The organism is Aeromonas sp. s7(2024) (assembly GCF_040907825.1).
In the GTDB taxonomy this organism is placed as follows: Bacteria; Pseudomonadota; Gammaproteobacteria; order Enterobacterales; family Aeromonadaceae; genus Aeromonas; species Aeromonas veronii.
Genome location: NZ_JBFOCM010000012.1, coordinates 216,303 through 235,660, shown reverse-complemented (window position 1 = coordinate 235,660; position 19,358 = coordinate 216,303). Strand labels below are relative to the sequence as shown.

General features: G+C 58.9%; 19 protein-coding genes and 1 pseudogene. 8 read left to right on the top strand and 12 right to left on the bottom strand.

From position 1 onward, the window contains the following. The 3 genes and pseudogenes from AB5Y73_RS04545 to AB5Y73_RS04535 all read right to left on the bottom strand — a co-directional run. Positions 1 to 398: pseudogene (locus AB5Y73_RS04545) on the bottom strand (IS3 family transposase); the annotation flags it as partial. Between the two features lie 142 nt (positions 399 to 540). Next, positions 541 to 1,671, bottom strand: a complete 1,131-nt coding sequence (iadA, locus tag AB5Y73_RS04540) for a beta-aspartyl-peptidase (protein WP_139731395.1) — start codon at positions 1,669 to 1,671, stop codon at positions 541 to 543. 66 nt (positions 1,672 to 1,737) lie between these two features. Next, positions 1,738 to 2,517: an ABC transporter substrate-binding protein gene (locus AB5Y73_RS04535; protein WP_026034932.1), complete on the bottom strand. Its 780-nt coding sequence runs from the start codon at positions 2,515 to 2,517 to the stop codon at positions 1,738 to 1,740. A 389-nt stretch (positions 2,518 to 2,906) separates the two neighbouring features. Here AB5Y73_RS04535 and AB5Y73_RS04530 point away from each other — a divergent pair, with 389 nt between their 5' ends. After that, positions 2,907 to 3,524 carry an ACP phosphodiesterase gene (locus AB5Y73_RS04530; RefSeq protein ID WP_139731392.1) on the top strand — a complete coding sequence of 206 codons (618 nt, stop codon included), beginning with the start codon at positions 2,907 to 2,909 and terminating at the stop codon, positions 3,522 to 3,524. 54 nt (positions 3,525 to 3,578) lie between these two features. Here AB5Y73_RS04530 and AB5Y73_RS04525 read toward each other — a convergent pair whose 3' ends face one another. Both AB5Y73_RS04525 and arsC read right to left on the bottom strand, forming a co-directional pair. After that, positions 3,579 to 3,962, bottom strand: a complete 384-nt coding sequence (locus AB5Y73_RS04525) for a DUF2069 domain-containing protein (protein ID WP_041209367.1) — start codon at positions 3,960 to 3,962, stop codon at positions 3,579 to 3,581. Further along, positions 3,959 to 4,309: an arsenate reductase (glutaredoxin) gene (arsC, locus tag AB5Y73_RS04520; RefSeq protein ID WP_041209366.1), complete on the bottom strand. Its 351-nt coding sequence runs from the start codon at positions 4,307 to 4,309 to the stop codon at positions 3,959 to 3,961. The genes AB5Y73_RS04525 and arsC overlap by 4 nt, the downstream gene beginning before the upstream one ends. Before the next feature lie 60 nt (positions 4,310 to 4,369). On the opposite strand from arsC, the gene AB5Y73_RS04515 reads away from it, so the two are divergent. After that, on the top strand, positions 4,370 to 4,852 hold the full coding sequence (locus AB5Y73_RS04515; protein WP_139731389.1) for a TlpA disulfide reductase family protein: 483 nt from the start codon (positions 4,370 to 4,372) through the stop codon (positions 4,850 to 4,852). A gap of 100 nt (positions 4,853 to 4,952) precedes the next feature. Here AB5Y73_RS04515 and AB5Y73_RS04510 read toward each other — a convergent pair whose 3' ends face one another. Continuing rightward, positions 4,953 to 6,407: a M48 family metalloprotease gene (locus tag AB5Y73_RS04510; RefSeq protein ID WP_005333848.1), complete on the bottom strand. Its 1,455-nt coding sequence runs from the start codon at positions 6,405 to 6,407 to the stop codon at positions 4,953 to 4,955. Between the two features lie 121 nt (positions 6,408 to 6,528). Here AB5Y73_RS04510 and AB5Y73_RS04505 point away from each other — a divergent pair, with 121 nt between their 5' ends. Genes AB5Y73_RS04505 through AB5Y73_RS04495 form a run of 3 tightly spaced genes read left to right on the top strand, consistent with a single transcriptional unit; the run spans position 6,529 to position 8,700 of the window. Then, positions 6,529 to 6,762 carry a sulfurtransferase TusA family protein gene (locus AB5Y73_RS04505; protein ID WP_139731387.1) on the top strand — a complete coding sequence of 78 codons (234 nt, stop codon included), beginning with the start codon at positions 6,529 to 6,531 and terminating at the stop codon, positions 6,760 to 6,762. A 25-nt stretch (positions 6,763 to 6,787) separates the two neighbouring features. Beyond that, entirely contained in the window at positions 6,788 to 7,858 is a 1,071-nt protein-coding gene (locus AB5Y73_RS04500) for an AI-2E family transporter (protein WP_139731385.1), read from the top strand. A gap of 35 nt (positions 7,859 to 7,893) precedes the next feature. Continuing rightward, positions 7,894 to 8,700, top strand: coding sequence for a MipA/OmpV family protein (locus AB5Y73_RS04495; RefSeq protein WP_107684432.1), 807 nt, complete (start codon positions 7,894 to 7,896; stop codon positions 8,698 to 8,700). Positions 8,701 to 8,814: 114 nt separating this feature from the next. Here AB5Y73_RS04495 and AB5Y73_RS04490 read toward each other — a convergent pair whose 3' ends face one another. Beyond that, positions 8,815 to 9,615 carry an alpha/beta fold hydrolase gene (locus AB5Y73_RS04490; protein WP_064339942.1) on the bottom strand — a complete coding sequence of 267 codons (801 nt, stop codon included), beginning with the start codon at positions 9,613 to 9,615 and terminating at the stop codon, positions 8,815 to 8,817. Positions 9,616 to 9,743: 128 nt separating this feature from the next. Here AB5Y73_RS04490 and ppk2 point away from each other — a divergent pair, with 128 nt between their 5' ends. After that, positions 9,744 to 10,559: a polyphosphate kinase 2 gene (gene ppk2, locus AB5Y73_RS04485; RefSeq protein WP_005361444.1), complete on the top strand. Its 816-nt coding sequence runs from the start codon at positions 9,744 to 9,746 to the stop codon at positions 10,557 to 10,559. Between the two features lie 112 nt (positions 10,560 to 10,671). On the opposite strand, the gene AB5Y73_RS04480 is transcribed toward ppk2, so the two are convergent. From AB5Y73_RS04480 to yejK, 5 genes are all read right to left on the bottom strand, one after another. Continuing rightward, a complete protein-coding gene (locus AB5Y73_RS04480; RefSeq protein WP_064339941.1) occupies positions 10,672 to 11,808 on the bottom strand; it encodes an ABC transporter ATP-binding protein in 1,137 nt (378 codons plus the stop codon). Positions 11,809 to 11,876: 68 nt separating this feature from the next. Continuing rightward, positions 11,877 to 12,767, bottom strand: coding sequence for a maltose ABC transporter permease MalG (gene malG, locus AB5Y73_RS04475; RefSeq protein ID WP_005333868.1), 891 nt, complete (start codon positions 12,765 to 12,767; stop codon positions 11,877 to 11,879). A 12-nt stretch (positions 12,768 to 12,779) separates the two neighbouring features. Further along, positions 12,780 to 14,432, bottom strand: a complete 1,653-nt coding sequence (malF, locus tag AB5Y73_RS04470; RefSeq protein ID WP_005333870.1) for a maltose ABC transporter permease MalF — start codon at positions 14,430 to 14,432, stop codon at positions 12,780 to 12,782. Positions 14,433 to 14,507: 75 nt separating this feature from the next. Further along, positions 14,508 to 15,689, bottom strand: a complete 1,182-nt coding sequence (gene malE, locus AB5Y73_RS04465) for a maltose/maltodextrin ABC transporter substrate-binding protein MalE (protein ID WP_005333871.1) — start codon at positions 15,687 to 15,689, stop codon at positions 14,508 to 14,510. Between the two features lie 408 nt (positions 15,690 to 16,097). Further along, positions 16,098 to 17,147, bottom strand: coding sequence for a nucleoid-associated protein YejK (yejK, locus tag AB5Y73_RS04460; protein WP_162516181.1), 1,050 nt, complete (start codon positions 17,145 to 17,147; stop codon positions 16,098 to 16,100). A gap of 73 nt (positions 17,148 to 17,220) precedes the next feature. Here yejK and AB5Y73_RS04455 point away from each other — a divergent pair, with 73 nt between their 5' ends. Both AB5Y73_RS04455 and AB5Y73_RS04450 read left to right on the top strand, forming a co-directional pair. Further along, positions 17,221 to 17,448 (top strand): YejL family protein, encoded by a 228-nt coding sequence (locus AB5Y73_RS04455; RefSeq protein ID WP_005333874.1) that lies wholly within the window; start codon positions 17,221 to 17,223, stop codon positions 17,446 to 17,448. 47 nt (positions 17,449 to 17,495) lie between these two features. Then, positions 17,496 to 19,346 (top strand): DUF3413 domain-containing protein, encoded by a 1,851-nt coding sequence (locus tag AB5Y73_RS04450; RefSeq protein ID WP_042053125.1) that lies wholly within the window; start codon positions 17,496 to 17,498, stop codon positions 19,344 to 19,346. The last annotated feature ends 12 nt before the right edge of the window (positions 19,347 to 19,358 follow it).

Genomic DNA, 19,358 nt, shown 5'->3' with positions numbered 1-19,358 from the left:
CAGCCTCTCGACTTGCCGCTGCGAGAGGACTTGCCGGGTCGCTTTTTTACGATGGAGACGCCGTAGTCATTCTTCAGTACATCGACGACGGCCTCAAAGAACTGAGCCTTCTGACTCATCAGCGCCAGCTGTTGCTCGAGTTCCTTGATGCGCTGCTCGGGCGTCTGGTTGTCGGGGTCAGGCATGGTGATGCTCCTGGCGGCACGCACAGAAGCCCCCTGGCTCCAATCTTGCCGACCATGTTTACGCAACCATACCAGAACGGTGGAGCGGCCTTGAATGCCATAACGCACCTGAGCCTGTTTGTAGGTGAGCTCGCCTTTTTCAATCTGCTCGACCAGTGCCAGTTTAAAAGTCAGCGAGTAATCGCGCTGTGTCCGTTTCACACCTTGTCCCATCGGATTCTCCATTTATTGGGGGGAAAGGTGTAAACCATATTCATGACGGGACATGCAGATAAAAAAAGCCCGACCTTGTTGTCGGGCTTTTGCTGTTTGGAGCAACCACGCACTCGCACTGACTGCGATATTGCCCGCAGCCTTATTCGCGCCACAGGCCGCCGCTCATCACCCTTTCGATAGCAAACGTCCGGTCGTGCACCAGCAGCAGATCCGCATCCTGCCCGACCCCGATACGCCCCTTGCTGCCAAGCCCCAGCGCCTGTGCCGGATTGCTCGTCACCGCGGCCAACGCCCTCTCCAGCGAGACACCGAGCCGGATCGCGCGCACACACTGCAGCCACAGGCTGACAATCTGACCACAGCGCATCTCGATTAGCCGCCCTTCGCCATCAAAGCGCGGCAGGCTGGCGTTGGCATCCGAGCTGAAGGTGATGCGATCGGCAGGCACGTTGGCAGCCAGCAGCTCGAGAAACGCATCGGCGGCAAGCCGCTCGCCATCCTCCAGCAGATCGGGAAAGCTCGAGGTGGTGAGGTCGACCCAACCTCCCGCCTTGCCCCACTCGATGGCCTCGGCAAAGAGCCAGGGGTTGCGGTTGCAGTGAGTGGGATAGAGCTGGCGCAGCGGAATATCGGTCTCATCGCGAAGAGCCCGCAGGGGCGCCAATGCCCCCTTGCCATCCCCGACATGAAAGAAGCTGACCCCGCCCTTGCCCGCAAGCAGCCCGGCCACCCGCGCCTCGCTGGCAAGCCTGGCCAGCTCATCGTGGGTCGGCGCACTGGATCTGTGGTCACTGATGGCCACCTCCCCCACCCCCAATACCTCGGGGATCAGGATGATGTCCGACTCCACCGTGCCGGTCAGGGTCTTGACCGGCAGATGGTAAGAGCCGGTATACATAAAGGCGCTCACCCCGGCGGCGCGAAACTCGCGCACCTTGCCGAGCACCTGCGCGGGAGTGCGGGTCAGGCTGTCGGTGCCAAGCGCCGCCACCAAGGTAGTGACGCCGGCCTTGAGCGCCTCGCTCGCCGCCAGCTCAGGGGTGCGAAAGGCAAAGCCCCCCTCCCCGCCGCCGCCGGTGATATGGGCCAGCGGATCCACCAACCCGGGCACCAGATAGCGGCCTCGACCATCGACCCTGTGCAGCGGCCAGTTTGTGGGCACCGTCAACCCCTTGCCCATCCAGGCAATGCGGCCATCGGCCACCAGCAGATCCTGCTGGCCAAGGTGGGTGGGGCTAAAGATCTCGGCCCCCTCGATCAGGGTCAACATGGCGATCCTCCTTGCACGATTGTCGCTTGCCCAATGAAAAGAGAGGGAGCAAGCTCCCTCCCCCCGTCAACCACCATATATATCGTACTTGAAGTACTTCTGGTTGATCTGCTGATAGGTGCCATTGGCACGCAGTGCCTTGATCGCCTCGTCCAGCTTGCCCTTGAGCTCCTTATCGCTCTTGCGCACGGCGATCCCCATACCATCACCAAACCACTGGCGATCGGTCAGGGCGGGCCCCACATAGTCGAACTTGTCGCCCCCCTCTTTGCCAAGGAGCCCCTGCTCAATGGCAGAGGCATCGGCCAGCAGGGCCAGCACCCGGCCCGCCTTCAGATCGAGATAGGCCTCATCGGCATTGCCGTAGCGGACGATGGTGACATTCGAGCCAAAATTGTCGGTCAGGTACTTGTCGTGGGTGGTGGCCCGCTGCACCCCGATGCGCTTGCCCGCCATGCCTTCCGGGGTCAGCGTCAGCTCGGTCCCCTTGGCCGCCACAAAGCGATTGGGAATATGGGCATATTTCTCGGTGAAATCGACCTTCTGGCGCCGCTCGTCGGTGATCGACATGGCGGCGATGATGGCATCGTATTTGCGCGACAGCAGGGCCGGGATCATGCCGTCCCAATCCTGCGCCACCAGCTCGCACTTGACCGCCATCTGCTGACACAGGGCGTTGGCGAGATCGATATCAAACCCCTTGATCTCGCCCGATGCATCGGTCCAGGAGAAGGGCGGGTAGGCCCCCTCCACCCCGAAGCGCACGGTTTTCCACTCCTTGGCCATGGCGGGGGTAGCCAGCAGGCTGGCAACAAACAGGGCTGAGAGGGTCAGTCTGATCTTCATCATGTGTACTCCATTACATAAAAAGCGCACAGGCGCGGGCAAGGCACCGCAGGCGAATGCATGCGATGACCAAAAGCGGCAAAATCTGGATGAGCGAGATCACGCCCAAGCGGGCGTCAGTGAACTGCTCCAGGGGTTCGATCTATTCGTCGAACCACTCGGAGAGATAGAAAGGCTTGAAGTAGAAGGCCAGAAAAAAGCCTCTGGCTTTGCGCATCATGGTGGTTTGTCGCGTCCTGTGACAAAGATGGCATCACCTTAGCACGCCCGAATTTTGCCCGGCAAGAGGCAGCCGCAGGGCAGTAGCAAAATCCCGATCATGGTCAAGGCGGGCGGGATCCGTTAGGCTCGAAGCACCTTGCCATCCCATAACAGACCCACAGCAACCGATGAATTTTCTGGCCCATCTCCATCTGGCTGCCCACACCCGAAGCTCCCTCACCGGCAATCTGCTCGGCGATTTCGTCAAAGGCACGCTGCCCACGGGGCTTGCCGCCCACTTCGATGAGGGGATCTGGCTACACCGCAAAATTGACGCTTTCACCGACAGCCACCCCGAGCACAAGGCGGCCGTCGCCTGTTTCGAGGCCCCCTGGCGCCGCTTTGGCGGCATAGTGGTGGATATGATCTACGACCACTGGCTGAGCCAGCACTGGCAAGCCTTCAGCGCAGATCCCCTGCCCCGCTTTCTCGCGCAGAGCTATGGCCAGCTGCTGGCTGATCACCACGTCTTGCCAGAGGGGTTGCCGCTTCCCCTCAAGCGGATGGCCGAGCAGAACTGGATCGCCTCCTATCAGCGCAAAGAGGGGCTGGCGCAGGCCCTCAATGGTATTGGCCGCCGGCTACGCCGCCCGATGCCGCTCGGCGATGCGCTGCTCACCCTTGATGAAGCGCAATGGCAAGGGTGCGAAGCAGGATTTCTGCGCTTCTACCCGCAACTGATGCACCACAGCGTGCAGCAGCTGGCCCTGCTCCGGGCAGATTCGGGTCTGGTATCACCGCCATAAAAAACGCCCCTTGCGGGGCGTTCTTCATTACGTAGCTTCACGTTACTTCTTGCATTACCTGGCTTCGTCTTTCTTCTTGCGAATGCTGAGGCCCAGTTCGCGGCCACGCAGACGGGCGTAGTAGATGGTGCCGACAAACGCGAGGGTGGTGAACAGCAGCTCCACCACCGCCAGCCAACGCTCCCCCTCATCCGTGGTGATCAGGGTCAGGGCGTGGAGGAAATAGGGCATCAGCACGAAGTTGCCCCAGGCGTGGGTGTAGGGGTTGCCCTGCACTATCCCCTTGAGGGGGAAGAGCAGCGGCACCGTCCAGATCACCGGCAACAGCCAGGGGTTGAGGTCGGGATGGGGCGAGAGCCACAGATGCCAAAGGATGACCCAGCCCAGCAGACCAAAGAAGCCGACCAGAGTCAGCAGACGAGCAAAGCGGGTGCTCACTTGAGGATCTCCAACACCAGCTCCGGTGGGCGACCAATGCGGGCCTGACCGTTTTTGATGACAATGGGACGCTCGATCAGCTTGGGATGCTGGTGCATGGCACGAATAAGGTCGTCGCCATTCACTTCGCCGAGGCCCAGCTCCTTGTAGAGATCCTCCTTGGTGCGCATCAGCTGGCGCGGGTCGCTAAAGCCGAGCAGGGTCAGCAGCTTGCGGATCTCCTCTTCACTCGGGGCCTGCTCCAGATAGAGCACCACATCAGGGGCGATCCCGTGCTGTTCCAGCAGAGCCAGGGTTTCGCGACTCTTGGAGCAGCGCGGATTGTGGTAGATTTGGGTCTCGCTCATGGTAACTCCCTGATTAATCGCAAGATGGGACTAGAAACGGCGCTATTGTAGGGGAAAGTGATGGTCAGGGTAAGCGGCAGTGGAAAGGAATTGAAACGAATTTGTTGGCTGATTGTGGCTGGCCTGCTGGGCGCTTGCACGCCCGCCCCCGAATTTACCGATGCCACAGGGCAGTCGGTCAGTCTGCGCCACTTTGCTGGCAAGCCGATCCTGGTCAACTACTTCGCCCCCTGGTGCGCTCCCTGCCTGCGGGAGATGCCGCGCCTCAACAGGCTGGCAGCGGAGGGCCAGATCACAGTGGTGGCCATCAACTACGACCCGACCACGCCAGCAGAGCTGGACAAGCTGGCTGCGCAGTATCACATCAAGGTGCCGCTCCTTATTGCCAATGAAGATGCCAGGCTCCCCTTCCCTCGCCCAAGCGGCCTGCCCACCAGCTATCTGCTCGATAGCGAGGGCAAGCTCAAGCAGACGCTGGTCGGCGAGCTCGACCAGCAGCAGATCGAGATGCTCAAGGCGACCGCCAGCAGCATGAGTCACTAGCCCATCGCTGTTATCACCGTCCCCCACATCAACGCCACCGCCATAAACAACAAGGGCGCACCACGGTGCGCCCTTGTTGTTTTGACCAATGGCAGTTTCGTTAGCCCTTGAGGCTGTCGAGATCCTTCTTGGCCCGCTCCAGCTCGGTGATGCGCGCCTCCAGACGAGCCAGGGTCATCCGGTCGCTGGTGGTACCGCGTGCCACGATCAGCTCGTCGATGGCCGCCTGATAATCCCCGCGCAGTGCGAGCATCTCGGCCCGCGCCATATGCAGCTCGGTCATTCTGCCCGCCTTGCGATAGGCATCGGCCAGCAGGTTCCAGGCCAGATTGTTCTCCTCATGGGCACGGGCATAGGGGTCGAGGATGGCGATGGACTTCTTGTAGTTGCCGCTCTCGAGGTAGGCGTTGCCGAGGTTGACCACCACCACTTCGTTATCCGGCATCCGGCTGCGGAACTTCTCGAGGCGCGCGATGGCCTGAGCACTGCGCCCCTTGGCCAGATCGATATCGGTCTGGGCATCGACGATAAAGAGATCTTCCGGATGACGGGCCGCCAGCTCCTGCATCAGGGTATCAGCCTCGTCGGTACGCTTGAGCTGGATCAGCGCCAGCGCCTTGCCATAGATGGCGGCATCCTTGAGCGGGTAATCCCCCTTCTGGATCCGGCTATCGAAGTAGCTCAGCAGCCCCTGCGGGGTATCGGTACCAAAACGCACCTGAATCCGCACCTTGGCCAGCCAGAAGTCGAGACTGGGCGGCAAGTCGCGGCGACCATAGCTGCCCGCCCGAGCGCGGGCCTCGCTGATCCGGGTCTCCGGCAGCGGGTGAGTGAGCAGCATTTCCGGCGGCTTGCTGGCGTAACGGTATTCGGCAGCCAGTTTCTGGAAGAAGTTGGCCATCCCCATGGGGTCGAAACCAGCATCATAAAGCGTCTTCATGCCGATGCGATCCGCTTCATATTCGTTGTCGCGGGTGTAGTTGATGGCCGACTGCATGGAGAGGCCCAGCGTAGTCTGCAGCGCGGCGATACCGGCAGTCGGGTTGATCACCGCCAGTGCGATGGAGCCCACCAGACCGGCCAGGGTCACCGCCGAGCTGCTCGCCTGCGCTTCCATATAACGGGCGATATGGCGTTGGGTCACGTGGGTGATTTCGTGGGCCAGTACCGAGGCGAGCTCGCTCTCGCTGTCGGCGTAGAGGAACAGGCCAGTGTGCACCTTGACTCGCCCGCCGAGGAAGGCGGCCGCGTTGATGCTGGGATCATTGATGAGGAAGAAGGTAAACGGGAAACGTACCCCATCGGCGTTGGTCAGCAATCGCTGACCCAGATCGTCGATGTACTGGCTCAGCACCGGATCATCGATGATCGGCAGACCCGCACGGGCAAAGCGCATAAAAGCATTGCCGTAACGCACTTCCTGCTCGATGGGCAGGGCAGCAACCCCGGCCGTGCCGATGTCGGGAAGCTGATTGTTGGCCTCGGCATGAAACGTGGCGCCCATCAGGGAAGCCAGCAGGGGAAGCGATGCCATCAGGGGGGAAAAACGTGCCACGTTATCTCTATCTCCATCAGAAAGGGCCTCGGCAGAATACCCTTGCCCATCAAGGGCTACAAGCGTTGTTTCACGCTCTTATCACGGCCATAATAGCGGCCACCTGCCTGATGGAGCCCCCATGGAAGTTCTCGACCTGACCCCCTGGCGTTGCCCCGAGCCGCTGATCCGGCTCAAGCTCTGGTTAAGAGAGGCCAAAAGCGGTCAAACTGTCACCATCCGGCTGGCCGATGCGGGCTCGCGGCAGGATATTCCGGCCTATCTGCACCGTCAGGGCCACCATGTCGAGATGCAGCAACAACCGGACAATACCCTCTCTTTGCGGTTGGTTGTCGGGGCGAAACAACCATCTTGAGCCCCAGTGATGTAAGGATGCAGTCATGTTAGAAGTATTGAAGCGCTGGTATCAGACCCGTTTTTCCGATCCCGATGCCGTTACCCTGTTCCTGTTGCTGGTGTTTGGCTTTGCGGTGCTATGGCTGTTTGGCGACCTGCTAGCTCCCCTGCTGGTGGCGCTGGTACTGGCCTATCTGCTGGAGTGGCCGGTCGCCCGGCTGCAAAAAACGGGGCTGTCGCGCACCCTGGCCACCAGCGTCATTCTGATCCTCTTTATTGCGGTAGCAGTCGCCTCCTTGCTGGGTCTTATCCCGACGCTGGTCAGTCAGGGGATCAATCTGGCCAAAGAGGCGCCGGCCATGCTGACCCACGCTCAGGATTATGTGCGCACCCTGCCGGACAAATACCCCGAGCTCATCGACGTCAGTCTGGTGGAGACCGTCATCGACAATATTCGCCAGCGCATCCTCAGCGGCGGCGAGCATCTGGTAAGCGCCTCCCTCAGTTCGCTGGTCAACGTGGTCGCCATCATGATCTACCTCATTCTGGTGCCGCTGATGGTCTTCTTTATGCTCAAAGACAAGCGGGTACTGATGGGCAGCCTGCGCCGCTTCCTGCCGCGCAACCGCACCCTAGTCAACCGGGTGTGGGTCGAGATGAACAACCAGATCATCAACTACATCCGCGGCAAGGTGATCGAGATCCTCATCGTCGGCATCGCCACCTATGTCCCCTTCGCCCTGATGGGACTGCGCTACTCGGTGCTGCTGGCGGTCGCGGTCGGCTTCTCGGTGCTGATCCCTTATATCGGCGCCGCCGTGGTGACCGTACCGGTCGCCATGGTCGCCCTGTTCCAGTGGGGGCTCACCCCCGAGTTCGCCTGGCTGATGGTGGCCTATCTGGTCATTCAGGCTCTCGATGGCAACCTGCTGGTACCTGTGCTTTTCTCGGAAGCGGTCAACCTCCATCCGGTGGCCATCATCATCGCCGTGCTGGTCTTCGGCGGCTTGTGGGGATTCTGGGGAGTCTTCTTCGCCATTCCCCTCGCCACCCTGGTCAAGGCGGTGATCAATGCCTGGCCAAAACGTGAAGAGATGCCCGGTGCCGCAAAATAACCTGCTTCCCCTGCAATCGTGACAAAGGAGTGTCCATGACCTTTTTTCGTCAAATCAGAGCGGTAGGGCTGACGGCCCTGCTCCTCGCTGCCGCCCTGCCCGCCCGCGCCGATATCGACCTTGGCTCCATGGATCTGCTCACCAGCGACAGCCCCACCAGCCCGGTGCCACAAGGCTTTGTCGCCGGTGCGGCGCTCATCGGGGGACAAGCCCGCTATGAGGCGCAGGATAATGCCACCTACGCCATCCCGGGCTTTATCTATTTCGGCAAGCAGTTCATGTTTCTCGGCGATCGGGCGCGCTACTACTTCCACAAGGATGAGAACCTCGCTCTGTACGGCTATGGCCGGGTGCGGTTTGGCAATCTGGATCCCGAGGATGCTCCGGCCTTTACTGGCATGGAACAGCGCAAATGGCAGCTGGAAGGCGGGATAGGTGGCAACATCATCACTCCCTACGCCCTGCTGACCGTGCGGGCCAACAGCGATATCACCGGCCGCAGCAAGGGTCAGGAGCTGCTGCTGTGGGCCGACTTCCCCATCCAGCGCGACAACCTGCTCATCATGCCGGGGATGGGGGTGATGCTGCGCAGCGACAAGATGGCCAACTACTACTTCGGCGGCATCTCCGAGAGCGAGGCCACCGCCCAGCGGCCAGCCTGGGATACGGGGTCAACCCTCTCCCCCATGGCGGCCCTCATCACCAGCTACCGCTTCAGCCCCAACTGGATTGGCATGTTTGCCATGAACTACGAATGGTATGATCGGGACATCAAAAACAGCCCCATCGTCCAGCACGATGGCGAGCTCTATGCGGGTTTTGCGCTGGGCTATATCTGGTAACGGTTATGAGTCTTGAACAGTGAGACACGACCAAACAAAAGGGAGCCCTCGGCTCCCTTTTTCACGGCCATCATCAGGCTGGTAGTACAGCCTGCTCAAGCTGCCTATTCAGGCTTACAGCGCCGCCAGAAACCCGGCCAGCTGCTGATTGACGAAGGCCGGATTTTCCAACGACGAGATGTGGCCAGCCATCGGGATCTCCCTGAACGGGCAACCCAGCACCTCGGCCATCAGATAGCCCTCCAGCACCGGGCGCGCCTTGTCCTCGCAGCCGGTCATCACCAAGGCAGGAGTGGTGATCTCCTCCAGCCACTCGATGCGATCCTCGCGGGTCACAAAGCTGCGGCCCACCGCCACCATGGCGGCAATCTTATCCTTTGGCCAGGCGGCAAGGCGCGCCTTGAAACCGCTCATCAGCGCCTCATCAGGCTGATTGGCAAAAAAGAGCGGCGCCACCTGTTCGACGATGGGCGCCGGCACGGTGCCGAGCTGCTCGATCATCGCCAGCATGCCGAGGTAGCGCTCGCAGGTGATCTGCGGTTCCAGGCCGACAAAACTGTCCATCAGCACCAGCCCCTTGAGGCGGTTTGGCACCATGCGCGCCAGCTCAACACCCCACATGCCGCCGATGGAGAGGCCCACCAACACGAACTCCTCAATGCCGAGGGCATCGAGCAGCGCCAGGTGATCCCGCGCCAGCGTCGCCAGGGTGCAGCCACCTTCGGGGAGCAGGTCGGAATCACCGTGGCCCCACAGCTCGGGAACGATGCAGCGATAGCTGCCCTTGAGCGCCTCGATTTGCGGCGCCCACATGGCGCTGTCCCACAGATAGCTGTGACCAAACAGCAGTACCGGCCCTTGCCCTTCATCCAGATAGGCCATCCGGCGGCCCGCTATCTCCATAAAATGCTTCATGTTATCTCCTGTTGCCAGCGATGGGCGGGCAGTGTATCACGTCCCCCTTGGCAGGTGACGCCTCCCTGGTGCAAGCTGGCAGTGACTCAAAGAAGTCACCCATGAAAGGATGCCAAAAGGAGAAGCCCATGGCGAAGGAGAAGAGCAAGAAGCGGCCACGTCTGGACAAGAAGTGCTACGAGCACCACCTTGCCCATCTGCAGGAGGAGCTGGTCAAGCTGCAGGAGTGGGTCAAGCAGGAGGGGCTGAAGGTAGTGGTGCTGTTCGAAGGACGGGACGCCGCCGGTAAAGGGGGCGTCATCAAGGCGATTACCGAACCGCTCAACCCCCGGGTCTGCCGGGTCACGGCGCTGCCCGCCCCCTCCGATCGGGAGCGCTCCCAGTGGTACTTTCAGCGTTATGTGGCCCACCTGCCCGCCGCTGGCGAGATGGTGCTGTTTGACCGCTCCTGGTACAACCGGGCCGGAGTCGAGCGGGTGATGGGATTTTGCAGCGACGCCGAGTATCGCGAGTTTCTGCGCGCCTGCCCCGAGTTTGAGCGGATGCTGATCCGCTCCGGCATCACCTTGATCAAATACTGGTTCTCGGTCAGTGACGAGGAGCAGGAGAAGCGCTTTAAAGAGCGGATCAACACCCCCATCAAGCGCTGGAAATTCAGCCCGATGGATTTGCAGTCCCGCTCGCGCTGGGTGGAATACTCCCGCGCCAAGGATGACATGTTCACCTACACCGACACCGAGGATTGTCCCTGGTTCGTGGTGGAGGCGGACGACAAGCGCCGTGCCCGCCTCAACTGCATCGCCCATCTGCTGAGCAAGGTGCCCTACGAGGCGATCCACTACGAGCCCATCAAGCTCCCCCCCATCAAGACCGAAGGGTATGAGCGCCCGCCGCTGGCCAGCCAGACCTTTGTGCCCGATATTACCGCCGAACTCGAGGCTTGAAGCGGGTTACCTTGCCTACCTGCATGTTCAAATCGCAGGCAATAAAAAGCCGGTCTGACGACCGGCAAAAAGGCATTGATTATTAAGAAAGGAAAACCGGCACAACAAAAAATCAGGTACGGATATATTTGGCGGTACGGGGGAACGCCTGCTCCTTGGCATCGAACAGGTAGCAGGCTTCGGCCGGGATACCCACGCTGTAGGTCTGACCGGTCGCCACATCCACATCCGAGGTGGCCTTGACGGTAAAGTCGTGACCATCCACATCCATATAAACGAAGGACTCGGCACCCAGGTGCTCGGCCACCTGCACGGTCCCGCTCACCTTGCTGTGCGCATGGGGGTGATCCAGCGGCATCAGGTGCTCGGGGCGAATACCCAGCTCCACCTTGTCACCCACAGCGCCACTGCGGGCATCGACCCGGGCACGCACGGTATCGCCAGAGGTCAACTTGACCAGGCACTCCTGCTCGCCAATCTCCAGCAACTCGCCCGCCAGGAAGTTCATCTTGGGAGAGCCGATAAAGCCCGCCACGAACTTGTTGTCCGGGTTGTGGTAGAGATCCAGCGGTGAACCGAACTGCTCCAGGTTGGTGGCAGCTTCGGCCTTGAGCGGGCTCAGCACCACAATCTTGTCGGCCAGGGTCATCGCTTCCACCTGATCGTGGGTCACGTAGATGATGGTGGAGTTAAGCTCTTTGTGCAGCTTGGCGATCTCGATCCGCATCTTGACCCGCAGCGCGGCATCCAGGTTGGACAAGGGTTCGTCAAACAGGAACACCTGCGGCTGCTGCACGATGGAGCGACCGATGGCGACCCGCTGACGCTGACCACCGGAGAGCGCCTTGGGCTTTCTGTCCAGCAGCGGCTCAAGACCCAGGATCTCGGCGGCGCGCATCACCCGCTTGTGGATGTTCTCTTTGTCCATCTTCTTGAGCTTCAGACCAAAGGCCATGTTCTCGTAGATGTTCATGTGGGGATAGAGGGCGTAGGACTGGAACACCATGCCAACGTTGCGCTCTACCGGCGGCACATCGTTCATGTAGCGACCGCCGATGGTCAGCTCACCGCTGGTGATGTCTTCCAGACCCGCGATCATCCGCAGCAGGGTGGATTTGCCACAGCCGGACGGGCCGACGAAGACAATGAACTCCCCTTCCTTGATGGAGAGGTTGATGTTGCGCAGGGTGTCCTTGTGAACAGCCGGATCGTAATTTTTGCGAACGTTGTTGAGTACTACTTCAGCCATGACGAGCTCCGCTCTTGAATCTTTGCAAATCGTGATAGCGGGGGGAGTCAGCTCCCCCGGCCATAAACTTAACCTTTCACACCACCTGCAGTCAGACCGCCAACCAACCAGCGCTGTGCCAACAGGAAGACCACTGTGATGGGGAAACCGGAGAGCACTGCAGCCGCCGCGAAATCACCCCACAGATAGTTCTGCGGATAGAGGTACTGCTGGGCCCCGACCGCCAGGGTCAGATTGTTCACATCCTGCAGCAGGATGGAGGCCATGGGCACCTCGGTAATGGAACCGATAAAGGCCAGAATAAACACTACCGCCAGGATGGGCACCGACAGAGGCAACAGGATCAGACGGAATGCCTGCCACGGGGTCGCCCCATCGATGGCCGCCGCCTCCTCCAGGGAGGAGTCGATGGTCTCGAAGTAGCCCTTGATGGTCCAGACGTGGAGGGCAATCCCCCCCATGTACGCCAGGATCAGGCCACCGTGGGTGTTGAGACCGAGCCAGGGGATGTAGTCACCAATCTTGTTAAAGAGCGCGTAGATGGCTACCAGTGCCAGCACTGCCGGGAACATCTGGAAAATCAGCATGCCCTGCAGGATGGTGGACTTGCCACGAAAACGCAGGCGGGCAAAGGCGTAAGCACAGGTGGTGGAGAGCGTCACGATCATCAGGGCAGTGATGCCGGCGATCTTGATGGAGTTCCACAACCAGGTCAGCACCGGGAACGGCGGCGGCGTGATGCTGCCGTCGGCGTTGGTGATGGACATGCCCAGCGCCAGCTTCCAGTGATCCAGCGTCGGATTGGAGGGGATGATCTCCCCTACCGCGAAGTTACCGTTACGGAACGAGATGGCGATAACCATGATCAACGGGAAGATGATCAGCGCCAGGAAGCCCCACATGACCAGGTGGGTTGCCCACACCCGGTATTTGACTGATTTGGGTTGTACGATTGCCATGTTGAAGCCTCCTTACAGCTGCTTGTCGGCTTTGGACAATTTCAGGTTGAGCAGCGCCAGCGCACCTACGATGAGGAAGATAGCTGTGGCGATGGCACTGGCCAGACCGTAGTCCTGACCACCAGATCCCTGGAACGCAATCCGGTAGGTATAACTCACCAGCAAGTCGGTGGTACCGGCCGGGGTGCTGGCGCCGATGATGTCGGGCGCACCGTTGGTCAACAACTGGATAAGCACGAAGTTGTTGAAGTTGAACGCGAACGAGGCAATCAACAGGGGTGTCAGCGGCTTCATCAGCAGCGGCACGGTGATCTTGAAGAAGTTCTGTACCGGACCGGCACCGTCCATGGCGGACGCTTCATAGAGATCTTCCGGAATGGCTTTGAGCAGGCCCATGCAGAGGATCATCATGTAGGGGTAGCCGAGCCAGGTGTTGACAATCAGGATCATCACCTTGGCCAGGAAGGGGTTGGTATACCAGTCCGGCTTGATGCCAAACGCCGCTTCCAGGAACATGTTGATCTCACCGAAGTTCTGGTTGAACAACCCCTTGAACACCAGGATGGAGATAAACGCCGGGATCGCATAGGGCAGGATCAACATGACCCGATAGAAACCGCGCCCCTTGAGCTCTTCCCACTGCACCAGACAGGCCAGCACCATGCCGATAGCCAAGGTGAAAGCGACGGAGCAGGTTGAGAAGATCACGGTCCAGATGAAGATCTGCAGGAAGGGTGACTGGATGCCCGGATCGGTGACGATGCGCGCGAAGTTCTTCCAACCGACGCTCACCACAAAGCCCGGAGCAATACCCTTGCCGACAAACTGACCCTGTTCGTCGATGTACTGATAGAAGCCGGTCTCGCCATTGGGCAGCATCAGCTCGCCATTCTGGGTATCACGCAGCAGGTTGCTGTCTTTGATCACCACGCCGGACTTGAGCACGGCACCATCCATCAGACGGGTGTAGTGCTGCTTCTGGGCGGCAAACTTGCGCAGGCTGCTCAGGGTCAGGTGGGTACCGCCATCCGGCAGTACCAGATCAAGGTCACTCAGGTGAGTACGATGCTCAACAATGGCGCGGATCGGTGCGGCCTTGCTGGCCGCTTCGCCAGTGAAGGGCTGCAGCTCGACCACTTGCTGGGTGTTCTGCACACGGCCCTCGCGGGACGCCAGCTCACGGGCCTTGTTGGTCATCAGGGAAACAGGTTGGCTGATAAAGGATTGATCATCCTGTGTCAGCAGCAGCTGGAACTGGCCGTTGTCGCCACCCAGCAGGGTAAAATCGAATTCACCGCCCGCCACCTTGTAGGTTTTCTTCAGGTGGTAGTCCCGCGCCTGCTCCACGGAGAGCAAGTTGGACCCCGAATAGTTGGTGAAGGCAATGCCAATGGTGTAGGCAAGAGGGAAGATGATAAACACAACCATGCCCGCAACACCCGGAAAGATGTAGCGATGGGCATAGGTCTTCTTGTTCATGAAGACATACAGACCGACGGAAACCACCACCAGATCCAGCAGCGCGAATACCCACTCGCCACTGGCGTACATCATCACGGCTGCGTAGCCGTTGAGGATGGCAACCAGGGCCGCTATGGTCCACTTAAGCCAGGTGTGCTTATCCTTCGGACCGGCATAGGACTCAACAGAAGGTACTACTTCCATGCCAATTAACCTTTATAACGCCAAGAGAGATTTGAGAGAGTGGGAGGCCATGACGGCCTCCCGGGTAGTGCGTGCTTACTGAACGATACGCTTGGCAGCGGTATCCAGAGCTTCGTCAACACCCTGACGACCGGAGGTCACGTTCTTGAGGGCAGTTTCGAAGGAAGACCAGAAACGGCTCATCTCGGGAACGGATGGCATCGGCTCGCCAGCCTGGGCGTTCAGCATGGTGGCCTTGATGTGCGGATCGGATTCCAGGGTCTTCTGGAAGGATTTCAGCGCAACGGCACCCAGCGGCTTGTCGGCGTTAACCGGCGCCAGACCGGCATCGGTCAGCAGGTAGTTTTCCAGGAACTCGATAGCCAGATCCTTGTTCGGGCTGGCGGCGTTGATGGTGGCACCCAGTACGCCAACGAAGGCTTTGGCCGGCTTGCCGTTCAGGGTCGGCAGCGGCGCTACGCCGTACTTGATGCCGCTCTTGTCCAGGTTGCTCCAGGCCCAGGGACCATTGATCATCATGGCCACTTCGCCCTTGTTGAACTTGGCGTCCATCACACCGTAGTCGATGCCTTTTTCCAGGTGACCGGACTTGATCATCTCGGAGATGTAGCCCACGCCCATCTTGGCACCTGCGTTGTTCACGCCGGTATCTTTGACGTCATAACCGGTAGCGGTTTTCTTGAAGGCGTAACCACCGTTGGCAGCCACCAGCGGATAACTGAAGTACGGGGTGTCATAAGCCCACATGATGGCGCGCTTGCCGTTTTTCTTCAGAGTCTCGTCAATCTTGGCGATCTCTTCGAAGGTTTTCGGCGGCTCGGGCAGCAGGTCCTTGTTATAGATCAGGCTGACGGCTTCCATGGCAACCGGGTAGCCATAGGTTTTGCCATCAACAGTCATGGCATCCCATGCCAGCTGTTCAAATTTGCCTTTGGTGGCAGCGTTCGGCGTTACCGGAACCAGCAAACCGGCTTTGACCCACTCACCGTAACGGTCGTGAGCCCAGAAGAAGATGTCCGGGCCGTTGCCAGTGGCGGCGGCTTGCTGGAATTTCACTTCAACCTGATCCGGGTGAGCCACAGTAACCTTGATGCCGGTTTCTGCTTCAAACTTCTTACCCACTTCAGCCAGACCGTTGTATCCCTTGTCACCGTTGATCCAGATGGTCAGCTGGCCTTCATCGATGGCAGCAGTAGCAGAGCAAGCGACGCCAAGAGTGGCCAGACCGATCAGGGATGACAGCAATTTCTTTTTCATGAGCCTTTCCTTGTATTAGTTCCGCGCTGTAAGAGCATTGTGTGCGAGATGAATATTATCCCAAGCGGCAAACGGCTCACATGACGCAACTCGCATTTTTGAAATGCAATTACGTATTTCCTTCCAGAAAGTTTTGAAAACATTTTCTTATTTCAGGGGATTACGGCCATTTATCGGCTTAATTCCAGACAACCACAGAATAATAATTACCAAAATGAAATAAAATTTCATGAATGAAAGGGTTTTCACCTCAATGAAAACCCTTTCAGGTGGTTTATTTTGTTTGATTTGTTAACAAAGTACCGCGCCAGTTTCGAGGTCTGCCCGGGCGCAATAAAAAAAGAGACCCCGCCGTGGCGGAGTCTCTTTTTGCGAGAAATGACGAGTTGATCACACTCGGGAGCATGACTACGACTGGCGCAGCAGCTGATCCTTAAGATTGGGCGGCACACCCTTGATGGTCAGGGTGTCGGTCTGGGGGTCGTAAAAGATCCGGCTGTTCAACAACTTCTGCTCAAAGCTCAGAGTCAGACCGCCGCCGGAGCCAACAAACTTGGTCAAACCACGCAAGGTAGAGCGATCTGCCGGGAAGCGCTCTTCCAGCTCATACTCCTGACCAATAAAGCTGTAAAAATCTAGGTCACCGTCACCGGGCAATTCTGCAGACAGCTCCTTGATTTCGATCTCTTCACCGGCACTCGCCTGTTCGGTGCAATATTTGAAGACCTGCTTTTTATAGTCATTGCGCTCGGTCGGTTCGAGCTGACGACTGTCGCAATAATCTTCGACCGCCTGCAGCAAGCCTTTATTTTGTACCTTGGCATCCATGCCCTCGCGGGCACCCAGCAGATCCATAAAGAAGTCGCCCAGTTTGCGACCAATGCGCCCCTTGCTGAAGGTGATATAGCGGCGCGAATCAGGTTGGGTTTTCCATTCGGTCAAATCAATGCGGGCCACCAGATTGAGTTTGCCGATATCCAGATACTGGATATGGCGCAATTCCAGCGCTTCGCTGACGGTGACGCTCTCCTTGCCCTCCAGCAGAGCAATCAGCAGATAATCGACCCCGACGTAGTTATATTTGGCAAACAGCAGCACCCCCTGCTCATCGAGGGCGTGCTCCACCAGCTGCTTGACCAGCATCTGGGTCACGGTGACCGAGAAGGGAACGAATTCGGTCTGCTCGTCGAGTAGCTGTTCGAGGGCGATACGAAATGCGGGTGAAGGCTGCTTGGGAGCCTCTTCACCGTCGGCCAGCTCGGCGACGGCCGTTTCGGGGTCGGCAAAGAAGCCAAAGCCCTTGCCACCCTTGCCGTTATAGATCCGATGCAGTTCCGCCATCAGTCCCTGTACCGCCTCATCAGGGGGCAGGGTCTGGCTGCGGGTATCGGCGTGGGGTTGACCATCGCCGCCCTGGCGCAAGGAGTGAAGAATGATCTTGTCGATATCGAGACTCATGTCACAAAGCCATAGTGTTAGCCGAAAGGGTGAAGTATTATAAGGCGCTTTGAACCGAGATGAACTGAAGATTATGCCTATCGTATCAAAGTACAATAACGAGCAATTTGACGCCCTGATGAACGACCTGATCACCGCGCTGGAAAAGCATAAAGCGCCGGTAGATCTCAGCCTTATGGTGCTTGGCAATCTGACCACCAATATCATCAACGGTATGGCACCGGCCCAGCGCCAGGCCATCACTGAAAAGTTTGTCCAGGCCCTGACCGCATCGGTCGATAATCGCCACGACGCACACTGAGTCCCCGACTCTGTTGATTTGACGTTTCTCAACGCAGATGGATCACTATGGTCGAAACCGGTAACCCCTATCGTGATAATGTCTCTCGCCTGATCACCTGGGGGCATTGGTTCTCCTTCTTCAACATTATTCTGGCCATGCTCATCGCCACCCGTTATCTGGGTGCCATCAGCTGGCCATCGACCACGCTTGGCGTGATCTATCTCGTTGTAAGCTGGATTGGCCACTTCTCGTTTCTGAGTTTTGTCACCTACCTGTTGACGATCTTCCCGCTCAGCTTCGTGCTGCCCAAGGAGAAGTCGTTGCGGTTCATCTCCGCCATCATCGCCACCCTGGCGCTGGTGCTGCTGCTGATCGACACCCAGGTATTCCGGCTGTTCAAGTTCCACCTCAACAGTCAGGTATGGCAGTTGCTGCTGGATCAGGCGCAAACCGAAGAGGGCTCAATCTGGAGCATCATCTTCGTTGCCGTGCCCACCATCTTCCTGCTGCAACTGCTGCTGTCGGCCTATGTCTGGCGCAAGATCAACAAGCGCAAGCGCCGCCAGTACGGCAATCAGGTGGGGCTGGCCCTGCTGATCTGCTTTATTCTGACCCACGTGGTCAACAGCTGGGCGGATGCGACCCTCTATCAGCCCATCACCATGCAGAGAGCCAATTTCCCCCTCTCCTACCCCATGACGGCCCGCTCCTTCCTGGCCAAACATGGCTGGCTGGATCTGGATCAGTACGAGAAGCAGGCTGCTTCCCAGGGGGATAACAGCGACAGCCGGATGCATTACCCACTGCGCCCGCTCAACGTCAACGCCCCCCTGACTCACAACAATCTGCTGATTGTGGTGGTCGACTCATTGCGTTTTGACATGCTCAACAACATCAACATGCCCAATCTGCAGCGCTATGCGGATCAGCATCTGACGTTCCGCAATCACCTGAGTGGCGGCAACGACGACCTGATGGGCATGTTCAGCCTCTTCTACGGGTTGCCCGGTCACTACTACAAGGACATCAGCAGCGACAAGCGTCCACCGGTGCTGTTTGACGAGATGTTGCGTCAGGATTACCAGTTCGGGCTGTTCGGCGCGATGGAAGATGCCCAGAAGTATCGCAAGAGCATCCTCGCCGGTCTGCGCAAACAGGTGTTTGTCTCCGAGCAGAGTGACGATGGCAAGCTGCTGACCGACTGGCAACAGTGGCTGGAGAAGCGCTCTCCCGAGCGTCCCTGGTTCTCGCTGGTCTATCTCTCGAGCCCAGGCGACTACCAGTTGCCCGCCACCATGAAGGGGCCGTTCCAACCGGAGCTCGCCAACTTCAATCCGGCGACCGCCTATCGGGCGGAGAACCTGCAAAAACTGGAGAACCGCTACAAGAACTCGGTCTTCTATACCGACCAGTTGCTTGAGCAGATGCTGACCAAATTGCAGTCGCAGGGGATGGACAGCAACACCATCGTCGTCATCACCTCCAACCACGGTCAGGAGTTCAACGACACCCGCAGCAACAGCTGGGGCGCAGGCAGCAACTACTCACCCTATCAGGTGCAGGTACCGCTGGTACTGGCCTGGCCGGGGCGCGGCAGTGACGTTCGGGAACAACCGAGCAGCCATTTCGATCTGGCGCCGACCCTGATGCAGGGGATGCTGGGCGTGCGCAATCCGGCGCGTGATTACAGCGTTGGCCGCTCGCTGTTTGATACCAGCCCGCGCAACTGGCTGCTGGCCGGGGATCAGAACGACTTCGCCATCTATGAAGGGGAGACCATCACCCACTTCAACAAGCAGGGTGACTTCGAACTGCTGGAGCGCAACAGCTATCGCCCGATCAAGCACGGCACACCGGATATGGGCGCCATGATCCAGGTGATGAACGAGCTGAACCGCTTTTATCGCAACCAGTGAAGCGCCCGTTGA

Bases quoted from the DNA above. Each gene is read 5' to 3' on its own strand.
- AB5Y73_RS04495 (WP_107684432.1), top strand. From the start codon at position 7,894: ATGACCTTTTTTCGTCAAATCAGAGCGGTAGGGCTGACGGCCCTGCTC.
- arsC (WP_041209366.1), bottom strand. From the start codon at position 4,309: ATGAGCGAGACCCAAATCTACCACAATCCGCGCTGCTCCAAGAGTCGC.
- malF (WP_005333870.1), bottom strand. From the start codon at position 14,432: ATGGAAGTAGTACCTTCTGTTGAGTCCTATGCCGGTCCGAAGGATAAG.
- AB5Y73_RS04530 (WP_139731392.1), top strand. From the start codon at position 2,907: ATGAATTTTCTGGCCCATCTCCATCTGGCTGCCCACACCCGAAGCTCC.
- ppk2 (WP_005361444.1), top strand. From the start codon at position 9,744: ATGGCGAAGGAGAAGAGCAAGAAGCGGCCACGTCTGGACAAGAAGTGC.
- AB5Y73_RS04535 (WP_026034932.1), bottom strand. From the start codon at position 2,517: ATGAAGATCAGACTGACCCTCTCAGCCCTGTTTGTTGCCAGCCTGCTG.
- yejK (WP_162516181.1), bottom strand. From the start codon at position 17,147: ATGAGTCTCGATATCGACAAGATCATTCTTCACTCCTTGCGCCAGGGC.
- AB5Y73_RS04505 (WP_139731387.1), top strand. From the start codon at position 6,529: ATGGAAGTTCTCGACCTGACCCCCTGGCGTTGCCCCGAGCCGCTGATC.
- AB5Y73_RS04480 (WP_064339941.1), bottom strand. From the start codon at position 11,808: ATGGCTGAAGTAGTACTCAACAACGTTCGCAAAAATTACGATCCGGCT.
- malE (WP_005333871.1), bottom strand. From the start codon at position 15,689: ATGAAAAAGAAATTGCTGTCATCCCTGATCGGTCTGGCCACTCTTGGC.
- AB5Y73_RS04490 (WP_064339942.1), bottom strand. From the start codon at position 9,615: ATGAAGCATTTTATGGAGATAGCGGGCCGCCGGATGGCCTATCTGGAT.
- iadA (WP_139731395.1), bottom strand. From the start codon at position 1,671: ATGTTGACCCTGATCGAGGGGGCCGAGATCTTTAGCCCCACCCACCTT.
- AB5Y73_RS04455 (WP_005333874.1), top strand. From the start codon at position 17,221: ATGCCTATCGTATCAAAGTACAATAACGAGCAATTTGACGCCCTGATG.
- AB5Y73_RS04515 (WP_139731389.1), top strand. From the start codon at position 4,370: ATGGTCAGGGTAAGCGGCAGTGGAAAGGAATTGAAACGAATTTGTTGG.
- AB5Y73_RS04500 (WP_139731385.1), top strand. From the start codon at position 6,788: ATGTTAGAAGTATTGAAGCGCTGGTATCAGACCCGTTTTTCCGATCCC.
- malG (WP_005333868.1), bottom strand. From the start codon at position 12,767: ATGGCAATCGTACAACCCAAATCAGTCAAATACCGGGTGTGGGCAACC.
- AB5Y73_RS04450 (WP_042053125.1), top strand. From the start codon at position 17,496: ATGGTCGAAACCGGTAACCCCTATCGTGATAATGTCTCTCGCCTGATC.